The sequence below is a fragment of the Citrobacter sp. Cy070 genome, from assembly GCF_030332245.1.
Classification (GTDB): Bacteria; Pseudomonadota; Gammaproteobacteria; order Enterobacterales; family Enterobacteriaceae; genus Citrobacter; species Citrobacter youngae.
In genome coordinates this window covers 25,203-44,300 of the sequence record NZ_JAOWIG010000065.1, presented here as the reverse complement: position 1 = coordinate 44,300, position 19,098 = coordinate 25,203, and the positions used below count along the sequence as shown (strand labels likewise).

General features: G+C 52.1%; 19 protein-coding genes. 10 read left to right on the top strand and 9 right to left on the bottom strand.

Annotated elements, in window-relative coordinates:
* Nucleotides 1-3: 3 nt before the first annotated feature.
* From rng to csrD, 6 genes are all read right to left on the bottom strand, one after another.
* A complete protein-coding gene (gene rng / locus OGY19_RS10810; RefSeq protein WP_003828822.1) occupies nucleotides 4-1,473 on the bottom strand; it encodes a ribonuclease G in 1,470 nt (489 codons plus the stop codon).
* Nucleotides 1,463-2,056 carry a Maf family protein gene (locus tag OGY19_RS10805; protein ID WP_115601386.1) on the bottom strand — a complete coding sequence of 198 codons (594 nt, stop codon included), beginning with the start codon at nucleotides 2,054-2,056 and terminating at the stop codon, nucleotides 1,463-1,465. The genes rng and OGY19_RS10805 overlap by 11 nt, the downstream gene beginning before the upstream one ends.
* A gap of 8 nt (nucleotides 2,057-2,064) precedes the next feature.
* Entirely contained in the window at nucleotides 2,065-2,553 is a 489-nt protein-coding gene (gene mreD, locus OGY19_RS10800) for a rod shape-determining protein MreD (protein ID WP_040234168.1), read from the bottom strand.
* Nucleotides 2,554-3,576 carry a rod shape-determining protein MreC gene (gene mreC, locus OGY19_RS10795; protein WP_040234170.1) on the bottom strand — a complete coding sequence of 341 codons (1,023 nt, stop codon included), beginning with the start codon at nucleotides 3,574-3,576 and terminating at the stop codon, nucleotides 2,554-2,556.
* Nucleotides 3,577-3,639: 63 nt separating this feature from the next.
* Complete coding sequence (gene mreB, locus OGY19_RS10790; RefSeq protein WP_000913396.1) at nucleotides 3,640-4,683, bottom strand: rod shape-determining protein MreB; 1,044 nt, start codon at nucleotides 4,681-4,683, stop codon at nucleotides 3,640-3,642.
* 306 nt (nucleotides 4,684-4,989) lie between these two features.
* Complete coding sequence (gene csrD, locus OGY19_RS10785) at nucleotides 4,990-6,930, bottom strand: RNase E specificity factor CsrD (protein ID WP_048213458.1); 1,941 nt, start codon at nucleotides 6,928-6,930, stop codon at nucleotides 4,990-4,992.
* A gap of 225 nt (nucleotides 6,931-7,155) precedes the next feature.
* Here csrD and acuI point away from each other — a divergent pair, with 225 nt between their 5' ends.
* From acuI to fis, 10 genes are all read left to right on the top strand, one after another.
* Complete coding sequence (acuI, locus tag OGY19_RS10780) at nucleotides 7,156-8,130, top strand: acrylyl-CoA reductase (NADPH) (protein WP_061068705.1); 975 nt, start codon at nucleotides 7,156-7,158, stop codon at nucleotides 8,128-8,130.
* Between the two features lie 119 nt (nucleotides 8,131-8,249).
* Complete coding sequence (gene msrP, locus OGY19_RS10775) at nucleotides 8,250-9,254, top strand: protein-methionine-sulfoxide reductase catalytic subunit MsrP (protein ID WP_048213460.1); 1,005 nt, start codon at nucleotides 8,250-8,252, stop codon at nucleotides 9,252-9,254.
* Nucleotides 9,255-9,854 (top strand): protein-methionine-sulfoxide reductase heme-binding subunit MsrQ, encoded by a 600-nt coding sequence (gene msrQ / locus OGY19_RS10770; RefSeq protein WP_048213461.1) that lies wholly within the window; start codon nucleotides 9,255-9,257, stop codon nucleotides 9,852-9,854.
* Nucleotides 9,855-10,246: 392 nt separating this feature from the next.
* Nucleotides 10,247-10,717: an acetyl-CoA carboxylase biotin carboxyl carrier protein gene (accB, locus tag OGY19_RS10765; protein ID WP_005121378.1), complete on the top strand. Its 471-nt coding sequence runs from the start codon at nucleotides 10,247-10,249 to the stop codon at nucleotides 10,715-10,717.
* 10 nt (nucleotides 10,718-10,727) lie between these two features.
* Entirely contained in the window at nucleotides 10,728-12,077 is a 1,350-nt protein-coding gene (gene accC / locus OGY19_RS10760) for an acetyl-CoA carboxylase biotin carboxylase subunit (RefSeq protein WP_003025213.1), read from the top strand.
* Nucleotides 12,078-12,184: 107 nt separating this feature from the next.
* Nucleotides 12,185-12,427 carry a YhdT family protein gene (locus OGY19_RS10755; RefSeq protein WP_048213462.1) on the top strand — a complete coding sequence of 81 codons (243 nt, stop codon included), beginning with the start codon at nucleotides 12,185-12,187 and terminating at the stop codon, nucleotides 12,425-12,427.
* Nucleotides 12,417-13,868, top strand: a complete 1,452-nt coding sequence (gene panF / locus OGY19_RS10750; RefSeq protein ID WP_048213463.1) for a sodium/pantothenate symporter — start codon at nucleotides 12,417-12,419, stop codon at nucleotides 13,866-13,868. Before OGY19_RS10755 ends, panF begins: the two co-directional genes overlap by 11 nt.
* An 11-nt stretch (nucleotides 13,869-13,879) precedes the next feature.
* Nucleotides 13,880-14,761: a 50S ribosomal protein L11 methyltransferase gene (prmA, locus tag OGY19_RS10745; RefSeq protein WP_003025221.1), complete on the top strand. Its 882-nt coding sequence runs from the start codon at nucleotides 13,880-13,882 to the stop codon at nucleotides 14,759-14,761.
* Between the two features lie 360 nt (nucleotides 14,762-15,121).
* Nucleotides 15,122-16,087 (top strand): tRNA dihydrouridine synthase DusB, encoded by a 966-nt coding sequence (gene dusB / locus OGY19_RS10740; RefSeq protein WP_003025224.1) that lies wholly within the window; start codon nucleotides 15,122-15,124, stop codon nucleotides 16,085-16,087.
* A gap of 25 nt (nucleotides 16,088-16,112) precedes the next feature.
* Nucleotides 16,113-16,409, top strand: a complete 297-nt coding sequence (gene fis, locus OGY19_RS10735; protein ID WP_000462905.1) for a DNA-binding transcriptional regulator Fis — start codon at nucleotides 16,113-16,115, stop codon at nucleotides 16,407-16,409.
* A gap of 157 nt (nucleotides 16,410-16,566) precedes the next feature.
* Here fis and OGY19_RS10730 read toward each other — a convergent pair whose 3' ends face one another.
* The 3 genes from OGY19_RS10730 to OGY19_RS10720 form a co-directional block, all read right to left on the bottom strand.
* The gene (locus OGY19_RS10730) at nucleotides 16,567-16,875 is read right to left on the bottom strand and encodes a DUF3892 domain-containing protein (RefSeq protein WP_001547818.1); all 309 of its coding nucleotides are present in this window, start codon (nucleotides 16,873-16,875) and stop codon (nucleotides 16,567-16,569) included.
* 150 nt (nucleotides 16,876-17,025) lie between these two features.
* Nucleotides 17,026-18,687: a terminase large subunit gene (locus OGY19_RS10725; protein WP_286596473.1), complete on the bottom strand. Its 1,662-nt coding sequence runs from the start codon at nucleotides 18,685-18,687 to the stop codon at nucleotides 17,026-17,028.
* Nucleotides 18,671-19,027 (bottom strand): phage terminase small subunit P27 family, encoded by a 357-nt coding sequence (locus tag OGY19_RS10720; RefSeq protein WP_000113647.1) that lies wholly within the window; start codon nucleotides 19,025-19,027, stop codon nucleotides 18,671-18,673. The genes OGY19_RS10725 and OGY19_RS10720 overlap by 17 nt, the downstream gene beginning before the upstream one ends.
* Nucleotides 19,028-19,098 lie beyond the last annotated feature (71 nt).

Below are 19,098 nucleotides of genomic sequence, written 5' to 3'. Positions count from 1 at the left end.
GATTTACATCATTACCACGTCAAACTGCTCCTGGTTATAGAGCGGTTCGACTTGTACTTTGACCTGTTTGCCGACAAAGATTTCCACTTCCGCCAGCGCATGCGACTCTTCCCCTTTCAGGGTTTCAGCCACTGCCGGAGACGCATACACCAGGAAACGATCGGAGTCGTAAGCATGGTGCACGCGGACGATTTCACGCATGATTTCATAACATACGGTTTCGACCGTTTTCACCGTGCCACGTCCGTGGCAGGTTGGGCACTCGTTACACAGCACATGCTCCACGCTTTCACGCGTGCGCTTACGTGTCATCTCTACCAGACCCAGCTGTGAAAAACCGTTAATGCTGGTTTTTACGCGATCCTTGCTCAGCGCCTGCTCCAGAGAGTGCAGCACCCGGCGGCGGTGATCTTCATTATTCATGTCGATAAAATCGATAATGATTATGCCGCCCAGATTACGCAGACGCAGCTGACGTGCGATGGCCTGCGTTGCTTCAATATTAGTATTAAAGATAGTGTCGTCGAGATTACGATGCCCAACAAATGCGCCGGTGTTGATGTCGACGGTAGTCATCGCTTCGGTTTGGTCGATGATCAGATAGCCGCCGGATTTCAGCTCAACCTTGCGCTCCAGCGCGCGTTGGATTTCATTCTCAACGTCGAAGAGATCGAAAATCGGTTGGCGTCCGCTGTAATGTTCCAGTTTGCTGGTCATCTCCGGGATATATTCCGCCGTAAATTCCAGCAACGCTTCATAAGTCAGACGGGAATCAACGCGAATTCGGTCTAACTGAGCATCAGCAAAATCACGCAGAACGCGCTGTGCCAGTGCCAATTCACCATACATCTGGTAGCGCGTTTGTGGCCGCTTCTTACGCTCCATGACCTTCGTCCAGACACGCTTCAGGTAGGCAGCATCCGAAGCCAGATCCTCTTCACAGACGCCTTCAGCCGCCGTACGAATGATGAATCCGCCCTGTTCGTCGCAGTAATCCGCCACCACCTTTTTCAGGCGTTCGCGTTCGGTTTCGCTCTCGATTCGCTGAGAAACCCCCACGTGCGACGCCCCCGGCATAAAGACGAGATAACGGGAAGGTAGCGTGATGTCCGTTGTCAGGCGTGCGCCCTTCGTGCCCAGAGGATCTTTCACCACCTGTACCATCAGGTCTTGCCCCTGACGCACAAGTTCGGAGATATCGCGTACAGTGAACTGTTTTTGTTCTTCACCCGCTACGCATTCGGTATGCGGCATGATGTCTGATGCGTGGAGAAATGCGGCTTTATCCAGCCCAATATCTACAAAAGCCGCCTGCATACCCGGAAGTACACGACTTACACGACCTTTGTAGATATTGCCTACGATTCCGCGTCGCGCCTCACGTTCAATATGAATTTCCTGCAGAATACCGCCATCAATGTACGCCACCCGCGTTTCCGATGGCGTTACGTTTACCAACAATTCAGCCGTCATGTTTATCCCTTTTCTCACGCAGTGCGTTAAAATTGCTCAGCAACTCATACGTTTCTACCAGCGGTAAGCCGACTACGGCGTGATAGCTGCCATTGATCTTCCTGACAAAACAGCCACCCAACCCTTGAATACCGTATGCACCTGCTTTATCCATAGGCTCACCGCTGGCAACATAACCGGCGATGTCCTCATCTGTTAGTGTTCTGAATGTCACTTCCGTCACCACCAGACAGTCCAGGTTGTGCTGGCGATCGGCTAATGCGACAGCCGTCATGACCTGATGCGTTTTGCCTGACAGTTTGTGCAGCATCGCTGCTGCATGGTCGGCATCATGCGGTTTTTCCAGCACTTCGCCATTAAGGATAACAATGGTATCCGCCCCCAGCACAGGTAAATCGCGCACAGCCATTGCTACGCCTGCCTGCGCTTTTTCACGCGCCAGACGAACAACATACTGCTGAGCGCTTTCCTGCAGGTGCCGCTGTTCTTCAATTCCAGGAACCAGCCGTTCAAACGTAACACCAAGCTGAGCGAGCAACTCCTGACGACGTGGAGAACCTGAAGCAAGATACAGAGTATTCATATCAACCTTTATTGCACCGCAAACTGCTGGCGGACTTTACGCATCAGTAAGAATAGCCATGGCCAAAGCACACCATTTACTACACTACTCCAGAACACTTCAGGTCTGAAAGAGACGTTGATCACTAAAAACTCGGCCCAGAAAACAATAATATCCACGACCAGTGACAACAACATAACTACCAGCGCCTGCTGCCAGAGCGCGAGGTTACGGAAGAGCTGAAATTTCAGTGCGACCAGATAAGCAATGATACTCATCGACAATGCCCGCACACCAAGCGTAGAGCCGCTAATGAGATCCAGTATGGCACCCACGATAAATCCTGTGCCCACATTTACGCGATGCGGCAGCGCCAGGATCCAGTACAGCAGAATGAGCAGCACCCAGTTCGGCCGGAAAACGAGGATCTCGTCCGGCCAGGGCATGACTTGCAGCAGAAATGCAATTAGGAACGAGAGCCAAATGACCCAACGTCCCTGGTGACGGATGCTTGCCACTTACTGCCCTCCCGGCTTACGCGGAGCAGGTTGTGACGGCGTGGTTGTTGCAGGAACCGGCGTTACACCTGTCGCCGGAGCAGGAACTGGCGCAGGAGGCCCCATGGCATCCGGTGCCGGCAGGACTTGCGGCATCATTTGCATCAGACGTTCATTAGCTACACGGTGCACTTCTTCTGGCGTCATCGGGTTAGCACCATTACGATCGGCTCCCCACAGCAGCAGCAGATAGCGCAGACGCTGTAAACCCGCCGTCGGGCGCGCCTGAATCACGGTGTATGCGCGCTGGGTATCCAGCTTCACAGAGGAAACGACACCGACTGGATAGCCTTCAGGGAAACGCCCACCCAGACCGGAGGTAACCAGCACATCGCCAACGCGAATGTCAGTATTAGCCGGCAGGTGTTCAAGCTGAAGATCGTCCGTGCAGCCGTTACCGGCAGCGATCACGCGAATATCGTTACGCAATACCTGGATTGGCAGTGCATGCGTCGCGTCACAAATCAGCAGTACGCGGCTGGTCAGTTTGGCCACCGCAACAACCTGGCCCACTACGCCTTTATCGCTGATGACTGGCTGACCTTCATAAACGCCGTTAACACTCCCTTTGTCGATCACCACCTGATCGCTGTAAGGATCGTTAACCGTTGAGATGACCTGCGTCACCATCTTTTGTTCGTCCTGGCGCAGCGGCGATCCCAGCAGTTCACGCAAACGCGCGTTCTCCTGTTTATATTGCCCCAGCATCAGCAGTTCACTGTTTTTCAGCAGCAGTTCCTGACGCAACGCCCGGTTTTCAAGTTCGAGTTGGTCACGAGAAGCCAGCGTTTGCGAGACGCCGTCGAGTAATTCACGGGGACCATTAGAGATAAAGTAGAAAGGACTGACGGCGGTATCCATGTACGTTCGGATTTGACTAAACGTACCCAGGCGGCTGTCGGCAATAATAACGCCGAGCGCCACCAGCACCGCCAGAATAAGGCGAATCTGTAGCGACGGGCCACGGCTAAAAATTGGCTTCATAGTCTATGCGTATTCTCGCATCAGAGCGGAAGAGCAACCCAGGGCTACCCTTCCTGCATCCGATTACTCTTCGCTGAACAAGTCGCCGCCGTGCATATCGATCATTTCCAGTGCTTTACCGCCACCGCGAGCCACACAGGTCAGCGGATCTTCGGCAACAACAACTGGAATACCGGTCTCTTCCATTAACAGACGGTCAAGGTTACGCAGCAGCGCACCGCCGCCGGTCAGGACCATACCGCGTTCTGAGATGTCAGACGCCAGTTCTGGCGGACACTGTTCCAGTGCAACCATCACCGCGCTTACGATACCGGTCAGGGGTTCCTGCAGCGCTTCAAGGATCTCGTTAGAGTTCAGGGTAAAGCCACGTGGAACACCTTCTGCCAGGTTACGACCGCGAACTTCGATCTCGCGTACTTCGTCGCCAGGATAAGCAGAACCGATTTCGTGCTTAATACGTTCCGCGGTAGCTTCACCGATCAGAGAGCCGTAGTTACGGCGAACATAATTAATGATGGCTTCGTCGAAGCGGTCACCACCAATACGCACGGAGGAGGAGTAAACTACGCCGTTCAGAGAGATAACGGCGACTTCTGTGGTACCACCACCGATATCGACAACCATTGAGCCGGTTGCTTCAGAAACTGGCAGGCCCGCACCGATCGCTGCCGCCATCGGCTCTTCGATCAGGAACACTTCACGTGCACCTGCACCCTGAGCGGATTCACGGATGGCACGGCGTTCAACCTGAGTTGCTCCAACCGGTACACACACCAGTACGCGCGGGCTTGGGCGCATGAAGCTATTGCTGTGCACTTGTTTAATAAAGTGCTGGAGCATTTTTTCAGTCACGAAGAAGTCAGCGATAACGCCATCTTTCATTGGGCGAATTGCAGCGATATTGCCCGGCGTACGACCCAGCATCTGCTTCGCATCATGACCTACTGCAGCCACGCTTTTCGGCGAACCGGCACGATCCTGACGAATGGCCACAACGGAAGGCTCATTCAATACGATGCCTTGTCCTTTTACATAAATAAGGGTATTCGCGGTACCCAGGTCAATGGACAGGTCATTGGAAAACATGCCACGAAATTTTTTCAACATACTAAGGGATAATCCTGAAAGCTGGGGCGGAAAACAAAATCCGCTTACTTTACCAACCACACGCAGCAGCGACAAGGCGCAAAAATCATCTGCTACGGTGAAAATTAGTGCAGTTCGTTTCCTTTGTTACAAAACCGGCCTGAGTCCATCAGGGCTGAAAAACTCAGCAGCAGTCCTCGCTTTTGTTTGCAACCTGTCAAAGGTCATTCACCTGCATGTTTGCTGTTACAACCTGGCGAGCAGACAAGCACACCCCCAGAAGGCACAGCGCGCGTTATTCTACGTGAAAACAAATTAAACGGCAGGTTAAACCGAGTATCTTTGCGAATATTTTTTCACGTTTGTGTCAAGTGGCTGTGATGCGGCAAAAAAATCACCCTGCCCACCCGCGACTCCACGTTCTGTCAGGGTATGCCACTCGCTGCGCGAACGTACGCCCGTGGCATAAACCTGCGTTGGCGTTCCGGTACACGTCTCTACCAGGCTTTGAACCAGCAGCTGATTTTCCGTTCGCTTATCAATGTTTCTCACCAGACTGGGATGAAGCTTCAACAATTCGACATTCAGCTCTTTGATCCAACTGGTACTCACCAACGTTAAACCGGCCTGCGTAACGGCAATACGTACGCCAAGCGCATCCATCAATCGGATAACCGGTTGTAACCGGCTGATGTGTTGACAAACATCCGCCTCAGCAAGTTCAATAATTATGCGTTTACGTAGCGATTTTTCGCACTGCATCAGCGTATCTCGCAGCCAACGCTGAAAACGTGGGCGAATGAGCGATTCAACCGTCGTCTGCATCGCCAGGCTTTCCTGCGGCCAGTACCCCAACAACAGGATCAAACGGCTGATTTGCAGACGGTCATACTCTTCCGCCAGACCAAATTGCAGCACCATCGGCATATATTCCGCCGAAATAACCTCTTCGCTGCCATCGAAAATACGGCACATCAGCTCGCGATGGTGCACCCGCCCTTCACGCGTTACGGCAGGTTTTTGATAAATTCGCGGTCCGCCCCGACTGAGCATCTGTTCAATCAGCGTTCGCCAGCGCACATTGCCCCGGCCTTTTTCCGGCAGAGAGTCGTCATACACCGACCAACTGTTCCCGCCTTGTAATACTGAATTCCGGGTGGCGGCTTCAGCGTGATCCATAACTTGTTCAGTCGACTGACCGCTGCGACAGACACAAATGCCAATATGAACCATATCGGCACGATCGATCATTTTGTTAGCCGGAAGTGCATCCACCGCCTTTAAGAGTTGCCCGGCGATACTTTCCGCTTCTTTTAACGTGCGGTGTGGCAGCAGGATGGCAAAATCGCTTCGGTGGTAACGCGCTAACAGTGCGCCCGGATAGCGCATCATAAAGGTAGACAACAAATTGATAAGCGTTGAAATTTGTTCTTCCGCCTGGGTAATGCCCCAGCTCTCGCGTAGCAGCGTAAAGTCCGGCAAACGAACCATCATCACCACACCATGCGAGCCGACTTTTTCCTGATCTTCCAGCAGCGTCGCCAGTTGGTTATCAAAGAACAAGCGGTTGCTCAGCCCCGTTTTTGTATCCTGCGCGACATAGGACCGAATTAGCGTATCCAGCCTGCTGCGCTGCTCACGAGCATTTTGAATTTCGGTCAGTAGCATGTCGAGCGCACTACTGGTACGCGCTGGCCACTCATAGACCGTTCCCCGCACGTTTGGCCCGCGTTCACCGTTGAGGATCCGCGTTGAACGAATCTCCAGTAATTCCTGTCCGGAAAGTTGACGTTGAAGCCAGCGCACCGACAAAAACAGCATCAGGATAATAAAGCCTATCGATAGCGTGAGCGGTGCCGTAGTCATCAACGAATGGAAATAGTTGCCCATCGGATCCTGGTAAACCATACGCAGCGACATCCCCGGATGCTTGACCAATGGCACGGTGAGATTGCGATAAAGGTTATTCGTCCCCGCCGGGCGGTAGCTACTGGTTCGGGAATGGCTATAAACAACGCGGTCATCCTGAAGCAATTCAATACGGACGATATCAACCGAAATCATCAGTTCATCAATTTGCGGCGTTAAGGACACGACATCCCTGGTGACCAGATGGGTATCGATCGCCGTCGCGACGGCATGGACGCGGGTGGTGAACTTATATTGAATAGCGTTATAGAAACTCAGCGAGCAACCTATCAGCGTCACGAAAATCGTTAACCCGGTAAGCAGCGTGACAAAGGCTGAAAATTTCGTCGTTAATCGCATCCTTGTGTTAACTCCGACAGTGATGAATCAGGTGTGAAAGTGAAAAAGCGACACGAAAATGCAAAACTGAACGCGAAATCCGTCAATTTACACAAATAATGTGGGCATACTACCAAATCAGGTATATCTGGCAATTTATTGCGCAGAATCGGCATCATGTTTTAATTAGCGAGTATAGTCTTCACAGATAATTTTCCAATCCACTATATGAATTGAGGACAGGTTATGCAGGCTTTGATCTTAGAACAGCAGGACGGAAAAACCCTCGCATCCGTTCAACCCCTCGACGAAAATCAGCTACCTGAAGGCGATGTGACGGTGGATGTTCACTGGTCGAGCCTGAACTATAAAGATGCCCTCGCCATCACCGGTAAGGGTAAAATTATCCGCAATTTTCCGATGATTCCTGGTATCGATTTCGCCGGAACCGTACGCACAAGTGAAGATCCTCGTTTTCATGCAGGTCAGGAAGTCTTACTGACCGGATGGGGCGTGGGTGAGAATCATTGGGGGGGACTGGCCGAACGCGCTCGTGTGAAAGGCGATTGGCTGGTTGCGCTGCCAAAAGGACTGGACGGTCGCAAATCCATGGTCATCGGTACCGCCGGTTTTACTGCCATGCTGTGCGTCATGGCGCTTGAAGATGCCGGTATCCGCCCGGAAGACGGCGAAATCGTCGTCACTGGTGCCAGCGGTGGCGTAGGCAGTACTGCCGTTGCGCTGCTGCACAAACTGGGTTACCAGGTTGCGGCAGTATCGGGCCGCGAAAGCACCCACGACTACCTGAAAAGCCTGGGAGCCAACCGCATTCTGGGTCGTGATGAGTTTGCTGAATCTCGTCCGCTGGAAAAACAACTGTGGGCGGGTGCCATTGATACCGTTGGCGACAAAGTGCTGGCAAAAGTACTGGCGCAGATGAACTATGGCGGTTGTGTTGCCGCCTGTGGTCTGGCTGGCGGTTTTGCGCTACCCACCACGGTGATGCCGTTTATTCTGCGCAACGTGCGCTTACAGGGCGTCGACTCCGTGATGACGCCTCCGGATCGTCGTGCACAGGCCTGGCAACGTCTGGTTAACGACCTGCCAGAGTCGTTCTTTACCCAGGCAGCGACAGAAATCACGCTTGCCGATGCGCCGAAGTTCGCCGATGCCATCATCAATAACCAGGTGCAGGGCCGTACGCTGGTGAAAGTGAAATAAAACAATTTGCAGATACAAATTTACATTTAATTAACTAAATTTCTCTGCACATTGACGGACTCCCTGCCATAGTAACTACGCGCCAGTATGAGCCTTTGCGCGTATGTCGGGAGTCCGTTATGAAGAAAATACGTCCATTCACTGAAGCCGATGTAACAGCCGAGTCGGCTTTTTTTATGCAGCGCCGCCAGGTGCTGAAAGCGCTGGGTATCAGCGCCGCCGCTTTGTCTTTGCCCTTTTCTGCCGAGGCCGATCTTCTGAGCTGGTTTAAAGGCAATGACCGTCCGCCCGCGCCTGCCGGTAAACCCCTTGATTTCACCAAGCCGGCAGCCTGGCAAAATACACTTCCTTTAACACCAGAAGATAAGGTTTCTGGCTATAACAACTTCTACGAATTCGGCCTCGACAAAGCCGATCCTGCAGCCAATGCCGGCAGTCTGAAAACCGATCCCTGGACGCTGAAAATCAGCGGTGAAGTCGCTAAACCGTTGACGCTCGATCATGATGCCTTAACCACCCGCTTCCCACTGGAAGAGCGTATATATCGAATGCGCTGTGTTGAAGCCTGGTCGATGGTCGTACCGTGGATTGGTTTTCCTTTACATAAACTGTTAGCGCTGGTTGAACCCACCAGCAATGCAAAATATGTCGCGTTCGAAACACGTTATGCCCCTGAAGAGATGCCGGGACAGAAAGATCGCTTTATTGGCGGTGGGTTAAAATATCCTTATGTTGAAGGGCTACGTCTGGATGAGGCCATGCACCCGCTCACGCTGCTTACAGTGGGCGTGTATGGCAAGGCACTTCCACCACAAAATGGTGCCCCTATTCGCTTAACGGTGCCATGGAAATACGGGTTTAAAGGCATTAAGTCGATCGTCAGTATTAAACTGACGCGTGAACGCCCGCCAACCACCTGGAATATGGCTGCGTCCGATGAATACGGTTTTTATGCCAATGTGAATCCTCATGTCGATCATCCCCGCTGGTCACAAGCGACTGAACGCTTCATCGGCGCGGGCGGCATACTGGATGTACAGCGCCAGCCCACGTTGCTGTTTAACGGCTATGCAAAGGAAGTCGCTTCCCTGTACCGAGGTCTCGATCTGCGGGAGAATTTTTAAGTGCGCTTGACTGCAAAACAGATTACCTGGCTGAAAGTTTGCCTGCATCTTACCGGACTTTTACCGTTTCTCTGGCTATTTTGGGCGGTAAATCATGGGGGACTGAGCGCCGATCCGGTCAAAGACATTCAGCACTTTACCGGTCGGACAGCTCTGAAATTCCTACTGGCTACCTTGCTGGTGGCGCCGTTGGCGCGCTACGCTAAACAGCCATTATTGATACGCACTCGTCGCCTGTTAGGGCTATGGTGTTTCGCCTGGGCGACGTTACATTTAACCAGCTATGCGCTACTGGAATTAGGCATTAATAACCTGGCATTGCTGGGGCGGGAACTTACTACTCGACCTTATTTGATGTTGGGTATTTTCAGCTGGGTCATTTTATTCGCCCTCGCCTTGACCTCTACACAGGCAGCCCAGCGAAAACTGGGTAAATATTGGCAGTATCTGCACAACTTCGTCTATCTTGTGGCGATCCTGGCACCCATACATTATTTGTGGTCGGTAAAAATTATCTCTCCACAACCGATTATTTATGCCGCACTTGCAGCGGTGCTGTTAGCCTGCCGCTACAAGAAGTTTCGCCAGTGGTGGCGGTAGTTTCACGATATGTGCAGTACGTTGCAAAACACAGACGAACCCATGTTCTTTACATGCCAGCGGTTGATTATCTTCCCTGATAAGACCAGTATTTAGCTGCCAATTGCTACGAAATAGTTATAATGTGCGCCTTTGCTCTCCCCGGTAGCGTTTTTACAGCGCAGAAAGGGTGACAATCGCATATTGAAGGTATATTTTGTCTTTTACCCGAAAATGGCAGAAGATAGCCGCACAATGACTAACAAGTCTGGCAATCTCATATAATGGCCGCAGCACGCAGTGCAACGCCTGAGATGCGTGGCATCTTGTCACTCACTGTTATAAAAATGCTATACAGACGGCGGTAAAACGCCTGTCACAATCTCACTAAACAAAGAGTACGGAACCCACTCATGGATATTCGTAAGATTAAAAAACTGATCGAGCTGGTTGAAGAATCAGGCATCTCCGAACTGGAAATTTCTGAAGGCGAAGAGTCTGTACGCATCAGCCGTGCAGCGCCAGCGGCAAGTTTTCCAATGATGCAACAGGCTTATGCTGCACCAGTGATGCAGCAGCCAGCTCTGTCTAACGCTGTCGCACAAACTGCCACTCCAAGTATGGAAGCGCCGGCAGCAGCGGAAATCAGTGGTCACATCGTACGCTCCCCAATGGTTGGTACGTTCTACCGCACCCCGAGCCCGGATGCTAAAGCGTTCATCGAAATCGGCCAGAAAGTGAATGCGGGCGATACCCTGTGCATCGTTGAAGCCATGAAAATGATGAACCAGATCGAAGCCGACAAATCCGGCGTAGTGAAAGCGATTCTGGTAGAAAGTGGTCAACCGGTAGAATTTGACGAGCCGCTGGTCGTCATCGAATAACGAGGCGAACATGTTGGATAAAATTGTCATCGCTAACCGCGGCGAGATTGCCTTGCGTATTCTTCGTGCCTGTAAAGAACTGGGCATCAAGACTGTCGCCGTGCACTCAAGCGCGGATCGCGATTTAAAACACGTATTGCTGGCGGATGAGACGGTCTGTATTGGCCCGGCTGCGTCCGTAAAAAGCTATCTGAACATCCCGGCAATCATTAGCGCCGCTGAAATCACCGGCGCAGTGGCAATCCACCCGGGTTATGGCTTCCTCTCTGAGAACGCCAACTTCGCTGAACAGGTAGAACGTTCTGGTTTTATCTTCATCGGCCCGAAAGCCGACACTATCCGCCTGATGGGCGACAAAGTGTCCGCGATCACCGCGATGAAGAAAGCTGGCGTACCGACCGTTCCAGGCTCTGACGGCCCGCTGGGCGATGACATGGACGCTAACCGCGCTCATGCTAAACGTATCGGCTACCCGGTTATCATCAAAGCCTCCGGCGGCGGCGGCGGTCGCGGTATGCGCGTCGTGCGCAGCGATGCCGAACTGGCACAATCCATCTCCATGACCAAAGCGGAAGCGAAAGCGGCTTTCAACAACGACATGGTTTACATGGAGAAGTACCTGGAAAACCCACGCCACATCGAAATTCAGGTGCTGGCTGACGGTCAGGGTAACGCGATTTATCTGGCTGAACGTGACTGCTCCATGCAGCGTCGTCACCAGAAAGTCGTCGAAGAAGCACCTGCGCCGGGTATTACCCCGGAACTGCGTCGCTACATCGGCGAGCGTTGCGCCAAAGCGTGCGTTGATATCGGCTATCGCGGGGCAGGTACTTTCGAGTTCCTGTTCGAAAACGGCGAGTTCTACTTCATTGAGATGAACACCCGTATTCAGGTTGAACACCCGGTAACCGAAATGATCACCGGCGTTGACCTGATCAAAGAGCAGCTGCGTATCGCGGCAGGACAACCGCTGTCCATCAAGCAGGATGAGGTTGTGGTTAAAGGCCATGCGGTAGAATGCCGTATCAACGCCGAAGACCCGAACACCTTCCTGCCAAGCCCGGGTAAAATCACGCGTTTCCACGCGCCGGGTGGCTTTGGTGTGCGCTGGGAGTCTCATATTTACGCAGGCTACACAGTACCTCCGTACTATGACTCAATGATCGGTAAGCTGATTTGCTACGGCGAAAACCGCGACGTAGCGATCGCCCGTATGAAAAACGCATTGCAGGAACTGATCATCGACGGTATCAAAACCAACGTTGATCTGCAGATCCGCATCATGAATGACGAGCACTTCCAGCATGGTGGAACCAATATCCACTATCTGGAGAAAAAACTCGGACTTCAGGAAAAGTAAGCATGTATTAACCGAAAAGGCCGGAAATTCCGGCCTTTTGTTTTTCTCCCCTCCCGAACGCGCCATAAGGTACAATCCCCGCTTTCTTTATCCACAAGGGACAAAAAATGGACGCTCGTTTTGTTCAGGCCCATAAAGAGGCGCGCTGGGCGCTGTGGCTGACCCTTTTATATCTTGCCACATGGTTAGTAACCGCTTACTTACCAGATTCCACGCTCGGTTTTACCGGCTTACCGCACTGGTTCGAAATGGCCTGCCTGCTAACGCCGCTGGTTTTCATCGTACTGTGCTGGGCGATGGTGAAGTTTATCTATCGCGACATTCCGTTGGAGGATGACGATGCAGCTTGAAGTTATTTTGCCGCTGGTCGCCTATCTGTTGGTGGTCTTCGGTCTCTCTGTTTACGCTATGCGTAAGAGATCGACCGGTACTTTCCTGAACGAATATTTCCTCGGCAGCCGCTCGATGGGCGGGGTCGTGTTAGCCATGACGCTAACCGCAACCTACATTAGCGCCAGTTCGTTTATTGGCGGCCCTGGCGCGGCTTATAAATACGGATTGGGATGGGTGCTGCTGGCGATGATACAGTTGCCTGCCGTCTGGCTCTCTTTGGGGATCCTCGGGAAGAAATTCGCCATTCTGGCGCGCCGTTACAACGCCGTAACCCTTAACGACATGCTGTTTGCCCGCTACCAGAGCCGTCTACTGGTGTGGCTGGCAAGTCTTAGCCTGCTGGTCGCGTTTGTCGGAGCAATGACCGTACAGTTTATTGGCGGCGCACGTTTGCTGGAAACGGCTGCGGGTATTCCTTACGAAACCGGTTTGCTGATCTTTGGCGTCAGTATCGCATTGTATACGGCGTTCGGCGGATTTCGCGCCAGCGTACTGAACGACACCATGCAAGGCATGGTAATGCTGATTGGGACTATCGTTCTGCTGGTCGGCGTCGTTCATGCCGCCGGCGGCCTTAGCAATGCGGTAGTAACCCTGCAAACCATCGATCCGAAACTGGTCTCACCGCAGGGCGCGGATGACATTCTGTCACCCACGTTTATGACCTCATTCTGGGTACTGGTGTGTTTTGGCGTGATTGGACTTCCGCATACGGCGGTACGCTGTATCTCCTATAAAGACAGTAAAGCGGTACATCGTGGGATTATCATCGGCACCATCGTGGTGGCGATCCTGATGTTTGGCATGCATCTGGCGGGTGCGTTGGGGCGTGCGGTGATCCCTGACCTGACGGTACCGGATCTGGTGATCCCGACTCTGATGGTCAAAGTGTTGCCACCGGTAGCTGCCGGGATCTTCCTCGCGGCCCCCATGGCCGCGATCATGTCGACGATCAATGCCCAATTGCTGCAAAGTTCCGCTACGATCATTAAGGATCTGTACCTGAACCTTCGTCCGGAACAGTTGAAAAACGAAACCCGGCTGAAGCGCATGTCCGCTGTGATCACCCTACTGCTGGGCGCGTTACTGCTGCTGGCCGCCTGGAAACCGCCAGAGATGATTATCTGGCTCAACCTGCTGGCGTTTGGCGGGTTGGAAGCGGTCTTCCTGTGGCCGCTGGTGCTGGGCCTGTACTGGGAGCGAGCAAACGCGACTGGCGCATTGAGCGCGATGATTGTCGGCGGCGTGTTGTATGCCGTACTTGCTACCTTTAACGTTCAGTACCTGGGCTTCCATCCGATCGTGCCCTCGTTGCTGATAAGTTTGCTGGCTTTCCTGGTCGGAAACCGTTTCGGTTCTACCGTCCCGCAAGCTGCCATATTGACTACTGATAAATAAAGAGTTTTTCCATGCCATGGATCCAACTGAAACTGAACACAACGGGTGCTAACGCAGAAGAGTTAAGCGATGCACTGATGGAAGCGGGCTCCGTTTCCATCACTTTCCAGGATACGCATGATACGCCGGTGTTCGAGCCTCTGCCGGGCGAGACTCGCCTGTGGGGCGATACCGATGTTATCGGCTTGTTCGACGCAGAAACCGACATGAAAGAAGTCGTTGCCATTCTGGAGCAGCATCCGCTGCTGGGTGAAGGCTTCGCGCATAAAATCGAACAGCTTGAAGATAAAGACTGGGAACGCGAATGGATGGATAACTTCCATCCGATGCGCTTTGGCGAACGCCTGTGGATTTGCCCGAGCTGGCGCGATGTCCCGGATGAGAATGCCGTCAATGTAATGCTGGACCCGGGTCTGGCGTTTGGTACTGGTACTCACCCTACTACTTCTCTGTGTCTGCAATGGCTGGACGGTCTCGATCTTAACGGCAAAACGGTTATCGACTTTGGCTGCGGCTCCGGCATTCTGGCCATTGCGGCATTGAAACTGGGCGCAGCGAAAGCCATCGGCGTGGATATCGATCCACAAGCGATTCAGGCCAGCCGTGATAACGCCCAGCGTAATGGCGTTTCTGAGCGTCTGGAGCTTTATCTGCCGAAAGACCAGCCAGAAGCCATGAAAGCCGACGTGGTGGTCGCCAACATCCTCGCGGGCCCATTACGTGAACTGGCGCCGTTAATCAGCGTACTGCCCGTTGAGGGCGGTCTACTGGGGCTTTCTGGCATTCTTGCCAGCCAGGCGGAAAGCGTCTGTGAGGCCTATGCCGATCTCTTTACACTCGATCCGGTCATCGAAAAAGAAGAGTGGTGCCGTATTACCGGTCAGAAAAAATAATCGTCACGCGTTACTATCGCTAACCCCAAAATCGCTTTCGTTTTCGCAAAATGATTTGCGGAAATGAGAGCGAGATCGCATTACAAAGTCACTATTTGTACACAAAAACAGCTTTTTATCCTGATGTCCTGAGCCTGAGCGTAATAAAAAAAGAGAAGTTTTCGGAATTTATAAACGGATGATAAATTAGCGCAACTACGTATCCAAATGATTATTAAAGCTTTTAATTTGAAACTGTGTACTTAGTCAGCAATTCATTGATCCACCTCAGTGGATTGGTCAAAGTTTGGCCTTTCATCTCATGCAAAAAATGCGTAATATACGCCGCCTTGCAGTCACAGTATGGTCATTTCTTAACTCATGCGCATCGGACAATACCAGCTCAGAAATCGCCTGATCGCAGCACCTATGGCTGGCATCACTGACAGACCATTCAGGACGCTGTGCTATGAGATGGGAGCAGGATTGACGGTATCCGAGATGATGTCTTCTAACCCGCAGGTTTGGGAAAGCGACAAATCTCGTTTACGTATGGTGCACGTTGATGAGCCAGGAATTCGCACGGTGCAAATTGCCGGTAGCGATCCTGTTGAGATGGCTGATGCCGCACGTATTAACGTGGAAAGCGGCGCCCAGATTATTGATATCAATATGGGGTGTCCGGCTAAAAAAGTGAATCGCAAGCTCGCAGGTTCAGCCCTCTTGCAGTACCCGGATTTAGTGAAATCGATACTAACCGAGGTCGTCAATGCAGTGGACGTTCCTGTCACACTCAAGATTCGCACCGGCTGGGCTCCGGAACACCGTAACTGCGTAGAGATTGCCCAACTGGCTGAAGACTGTGGCATTCAGGCTCTGACCATTCATGGACGCACCCGCGCCTGTTTGTTCAATGGAGATGCTGAGTACGACAGTATTCGGGCAGTTAAGCAGAAAGTTTCCATTCCGATTATCGCGAATGGCGACATTACTGACCCGCATAAAGCCAGAGCTGTACTCGACTATACGGGGGCGGATGCCCTGATGATAGGACGTGCAGCTCAGGGAAGACCCTGGATCTTTCGGGAAATCCAGCATTATCTGGACACTGGGGAGCTGCTGCCCCCGCTGCCTCTGGCAGAGGTGAAGCGCTTGCTTTGTGCGCATGTTCGGGAATTGCACGACTTTTATGGTCAGGCAAAAGGGTACCGAATTGCGCGTAAACACGTATCCTGGTATCTCCAGGAACACGCTCCGGATGACCAGTTTCGGCGCACATTCAACGCCATTGAAGACTCCAGCGAACAGCTGGCGGCGTTGGAGGCATACTTCGAAAATTTTGCGTAAACAGAAATAAAGAGCTGACAGAACTATGTTCGAACAACGCGTAAATTCTGACGTACTGACCGTTTCTACCGTTAACTCTCAGGATCAGGTAACTCAAAAACCCCTGCGTGACTCGGTTAAACAGGCACTGAAGAACTATTTTGCTCAATTGAATGGTCAGGATGTTAACGATCTCTATGAGCTGGTACTGGCTGAAGTAGAACAGCCCCTGTTGGACATGGTGATGCAATACACCCGCGGTAACCAGACCCGTGCTGCCCTGATGATGGGCATCAACCGTGGTACGCTGCGTAAAAAACTGAAAAAATACGGCATGAACTGATACTAATCAGTTAAATGTTTGTTTTAAAAGGCGCTACTCGGCATGGGGATGCGCCTTTTTTATTATTGTTTATACAGATGTTTATACAGCTTTGGCTGAACAAACAAAAAAGCACCAGAACAATTCTGATGCTTTATGCCTTTAGTAACCAAAGTGTTTAGTACTCAGGAAGGTTTTCTAAGTTATCCTTGGATGTACCATTAGGTCTAGTAGTAATGTAATCAGTACCGTTGACACGGTCCTTAACCACTTTTTGACCTTTCTTCCACTTACCGTCATCACCTTTGAAAATGGTGTAAAAGGTATAGCCGCTATCGATTTTATTCACTACCCACTGCCGTGTTTCTGATGTCCCTTCTCCAACAGTATCGCCATTATCGACATGCACATACACATGGGTAATGTGAGTGTGTTTATCGTTATATCGGACTTTAGAAATAAGGTAATCAGCCCATTTATCAGTCATATTTCACCAGAAGTTTGAGCAGGAAAAGCCCTGCAATACATTTATAAGCAACAAAACAGACTCTTCCTATTCCACGACAGCAATGTAGTGATCTAGAGCAATTTTATATTCCTGATAACCTCAAGATAATTCTGCCTTTACGCTTTATGCTCAAATCCCATTAAATAAAGCCAGTCGCTCTTTGTGACTGTCGCTCATATCGAAAGCAAAATCTTCGTGTTCTGCCTGGAATGTGCCGAACGCCATGAGTGCAGAAACCGCCGGGTCTATCTTGTTGGAGGATTTCTTTTTGTTGGGTTTGATATTGGCGTTGGCGTCGGACTCCATCACCACGTTACCAATCGCCCAAGCCAGAACCGGATCGCCACGATGGCGCACCACCTTGCGGTTAACAAAAACCTCAAAAGATTTCGCTACCGGACTGAATTTCAGATAGGTTTGCGGGAACGGCTCCACATCGAGGCCAGCCCCCTGTAACTGGGTGCGCAAGTGTGTGGCGTTCCATGTATCGAAGCCCACCAGCCTGATATTGAAGGTTTCAGCGTCGCGCAGAATATCGTCACGGATGCGGTCATAGTCGATACAGTCGCCGGGTGTAGTGCGTATCCAGCCCGCTTTCACCCACTGGCGGTAGATGGCGCGGTTTTTGTTGGCGACGTTAAGCAGTTGCGCTTCTGGCAGATAATGACGGGTCAGCAAGCGGATCTCCCTGTCGAACGGGAAAGCGTAGCTCACGCTGGTAATGTCGCTGGTAGAGGACAGGTCAAACCCGGCGTAGCACTCCATTCCGGCCAGATCGTCTTCGGTATAGTCGAGCGCACAGGCATCCCATGCGCCGGCACCCATCCACGGCGTGGAGCCCTGGCACCAGATATTGAAACGCTTGGTCAGCATTTCCACCCATTGCGACGGTATGCCCCGCGCTTTCTGGATGGTGGACTCCAGTTTCGCCGCATCAACGGACACATGCAGGTTGGGGTTAGCCTTGATCCACATTTCCGGATGATCAACCTCGCTTTCGTCGTCCAGCTCGTAGATCAGGACAAACAGCGAATCGTTGCTCTCTTCCCCGGCTAGAATCTGGCAGCAGTAGTCATAATGCTGTTTACAGGCAGAGACAACGTTACTCCCGGCGGTCGTGATGGCGAACAAAATCGCCTCAGGACGTGCGCCCATACCCAGCTCAAGCGCGGAATAAACGCCGTTATCCGGGTGAAGGTGATATTCATCGACAATCGCCAGGCTGGGGTTAGTCCCTTCAATGGTGGCCGCTTTCGCCGCCAGCGGCTTTAACAGGCTGTTGCTCTTCGGGAAAATGACCTTATGCGCCTGAATATTGACGCGCTTTTTCAGCGGTTTTGACAGCAAGCACATCTGGCGGGCATCGTCGAATACGATTCGGGCCTGATCCCGGCTAACCGCCGCCGTGTAGATATCCTGCTGGCCCTTCTCCATCACCAGAAACCAGTTAGCCAGCATGGCGGCTACGGTGGATTTGGCATTCTTGCGCGGCACCTCAATAAAGGCGCTGCTGTACTTGCGGCGGCCTGACTCCCTGACCTTAAAGCCCAGAAGGTTAGCAAAGGCGAACTGCTGCCAAGGCTCCAGCTCGATAGGCTGGCCCCGCAGCGGGCCTTTGACGTGTGGACAGAGCCGGGAGAACGCGATAAACCGCTCTACGGTCGCCGTATCGAACTCATAACGGGGATCATTCAGGTCTGAAAAGTACCTTTCCACGGCCTGTTTTACGCGCTTACAGGCCGGAATTTCGCCAGTTTTTATCGCATTTGCGTACTCATTCCAGACGGTCAAGCTCGTCCTCCTCTTCCGTTTCCACCGGGTTACGGCGACGGCTTACCGGATCAAAGCCCAGCAGCGACGACATTTTAATCATGATTTTTTCAGCATCGGCCTTTGCACTCAGTGCCGGATTTCGGCTCTCTCCACCCTGGCTGTTAACAATGCTAAACCCACGGCTGGCAAGGTCTTCCACTGCTTTGCGGTACATCGAATAGTTGACGCAAAAAAGCTCAAGGTTGTTCCAGTCGGCGGGTGTCAGATCGCCACGCTCGGCCAGTTGCTTCGCTTTCGCTTTCCACTGCTGCGCGGCTAACTCATCAAGGTAAGCTGGCGGTTTTGGTGGTCTTGCCATAAAAATTTCTCGTTTCCATCGCGTTTTATTTTCAAAAAAATCACCGTGCGTAAAAATTTGAGGGGGCGGGC

Bases quoted from the DNA above. Each gene is read 5' to 3' on its own strand.
- rng (WP_003828822.1), bottom strand. From the start codon at position 1,473: ATGACGGCTGAATTGTTGGTAAACGTAACGCCATCGGAAACGCGGGTG.
- OGY19_RS10805 (WP_115601386.1), bottom strand. From the start codon at position 2,056: ATGAATACTCTGTATCTTGCTTCAGGTTCTCCACGTCGTCAGGAGTTG.
- mreC (WP_040234170.1), bottom strand. From the start codon at position 3,576: ATGAAGCCAATTTTTAGCCGTGGCCCGTCGCTACAGATTCGCCTTATT.
- mreB (WP_000913396.1), bottom strand. From the start codon at position 4,683: ATGTTGAAAAAATTTCGTGGCATGTTTTCCAATGACCTGTCCATTGAC.
- csrD (WP_048213458.1), bottom strand. From the start codon at position 6,930: ATGCGATTAACGACGAAATTTTCAGCCTTTGTCACGCTGCTTACCGGG.
- acuI (WP_061068705.1), top strand. From the start codon at position 7,156: ATGCAGGCTTTGATCTTAGAACAGCAGGACGGAAAAACCCTCGCATCC.
- msrP (WP_048213460.1), top strand. From the start codon at position 8,250: ATGAAGAAAATACGTCCATTCACTGAAGCCGATGTAACAGCCGAGTCG.
- accB (WP_005121378.1), top strand. From the start codon at position 10,247: ATGGATATTCGTAAGATTAAAAAACTGATCGAGCTGGTTGAAGAATCA.
- accC (WP_003025213.1), top strand. From the start codon at position 10,728: ATGTTGGATAAAATTGTCATCGCTAACCGCGGCGAGATTGCCTTGCGT.
- OGY19_RS10755 (WP_048213462.1), top strand. From the start codon at position 12,185: ATGGACGCTCGTTTTGTTCAGGCCCATAAAGAGGCGCGCTGGGCGCTG.
- panF (WP_048213463.1), top strand. From the start codon at position 12,417: ATGCAGCTTGAAGTTATTTTGCCGCTGGTCGCCTATCTGTTGGTGGTC.
- prmA (WP_003025221.1), top strand. From the start codon at position 13,880: ATGCCATGGATCCAACTGAAACTGAACACAACGGGTGCTAACGCAGAA.
- dusB (WP_003025224.1), top strand. From the start codon at position 15,122: ATGCGCATCGGACAATACCAGCTCAGAAATCGCCTGATCGCAGCACCT.
- fis (WP_000462905.1), top strand. From the start codon at position 16,113: ATGTTCGAACAACGCGTAAATTCTGACGTACTGACCGTTTCTACCGTT.
- OGY19_RS10730 (WP_001547818.1), bottom strand. From the start codon at position 16,875: ATGACTGATAAATGGGCTGATTACCTTATTTCTAAAGTCCGATATAAC.
- OGY19_RS10720 (WP_000113647.1), bottom strand. From the start codon at position 19,027: ATGGCAAGACCACCAAAACCGCCAGCTTACCTTGATGAGTTAGCCGCG.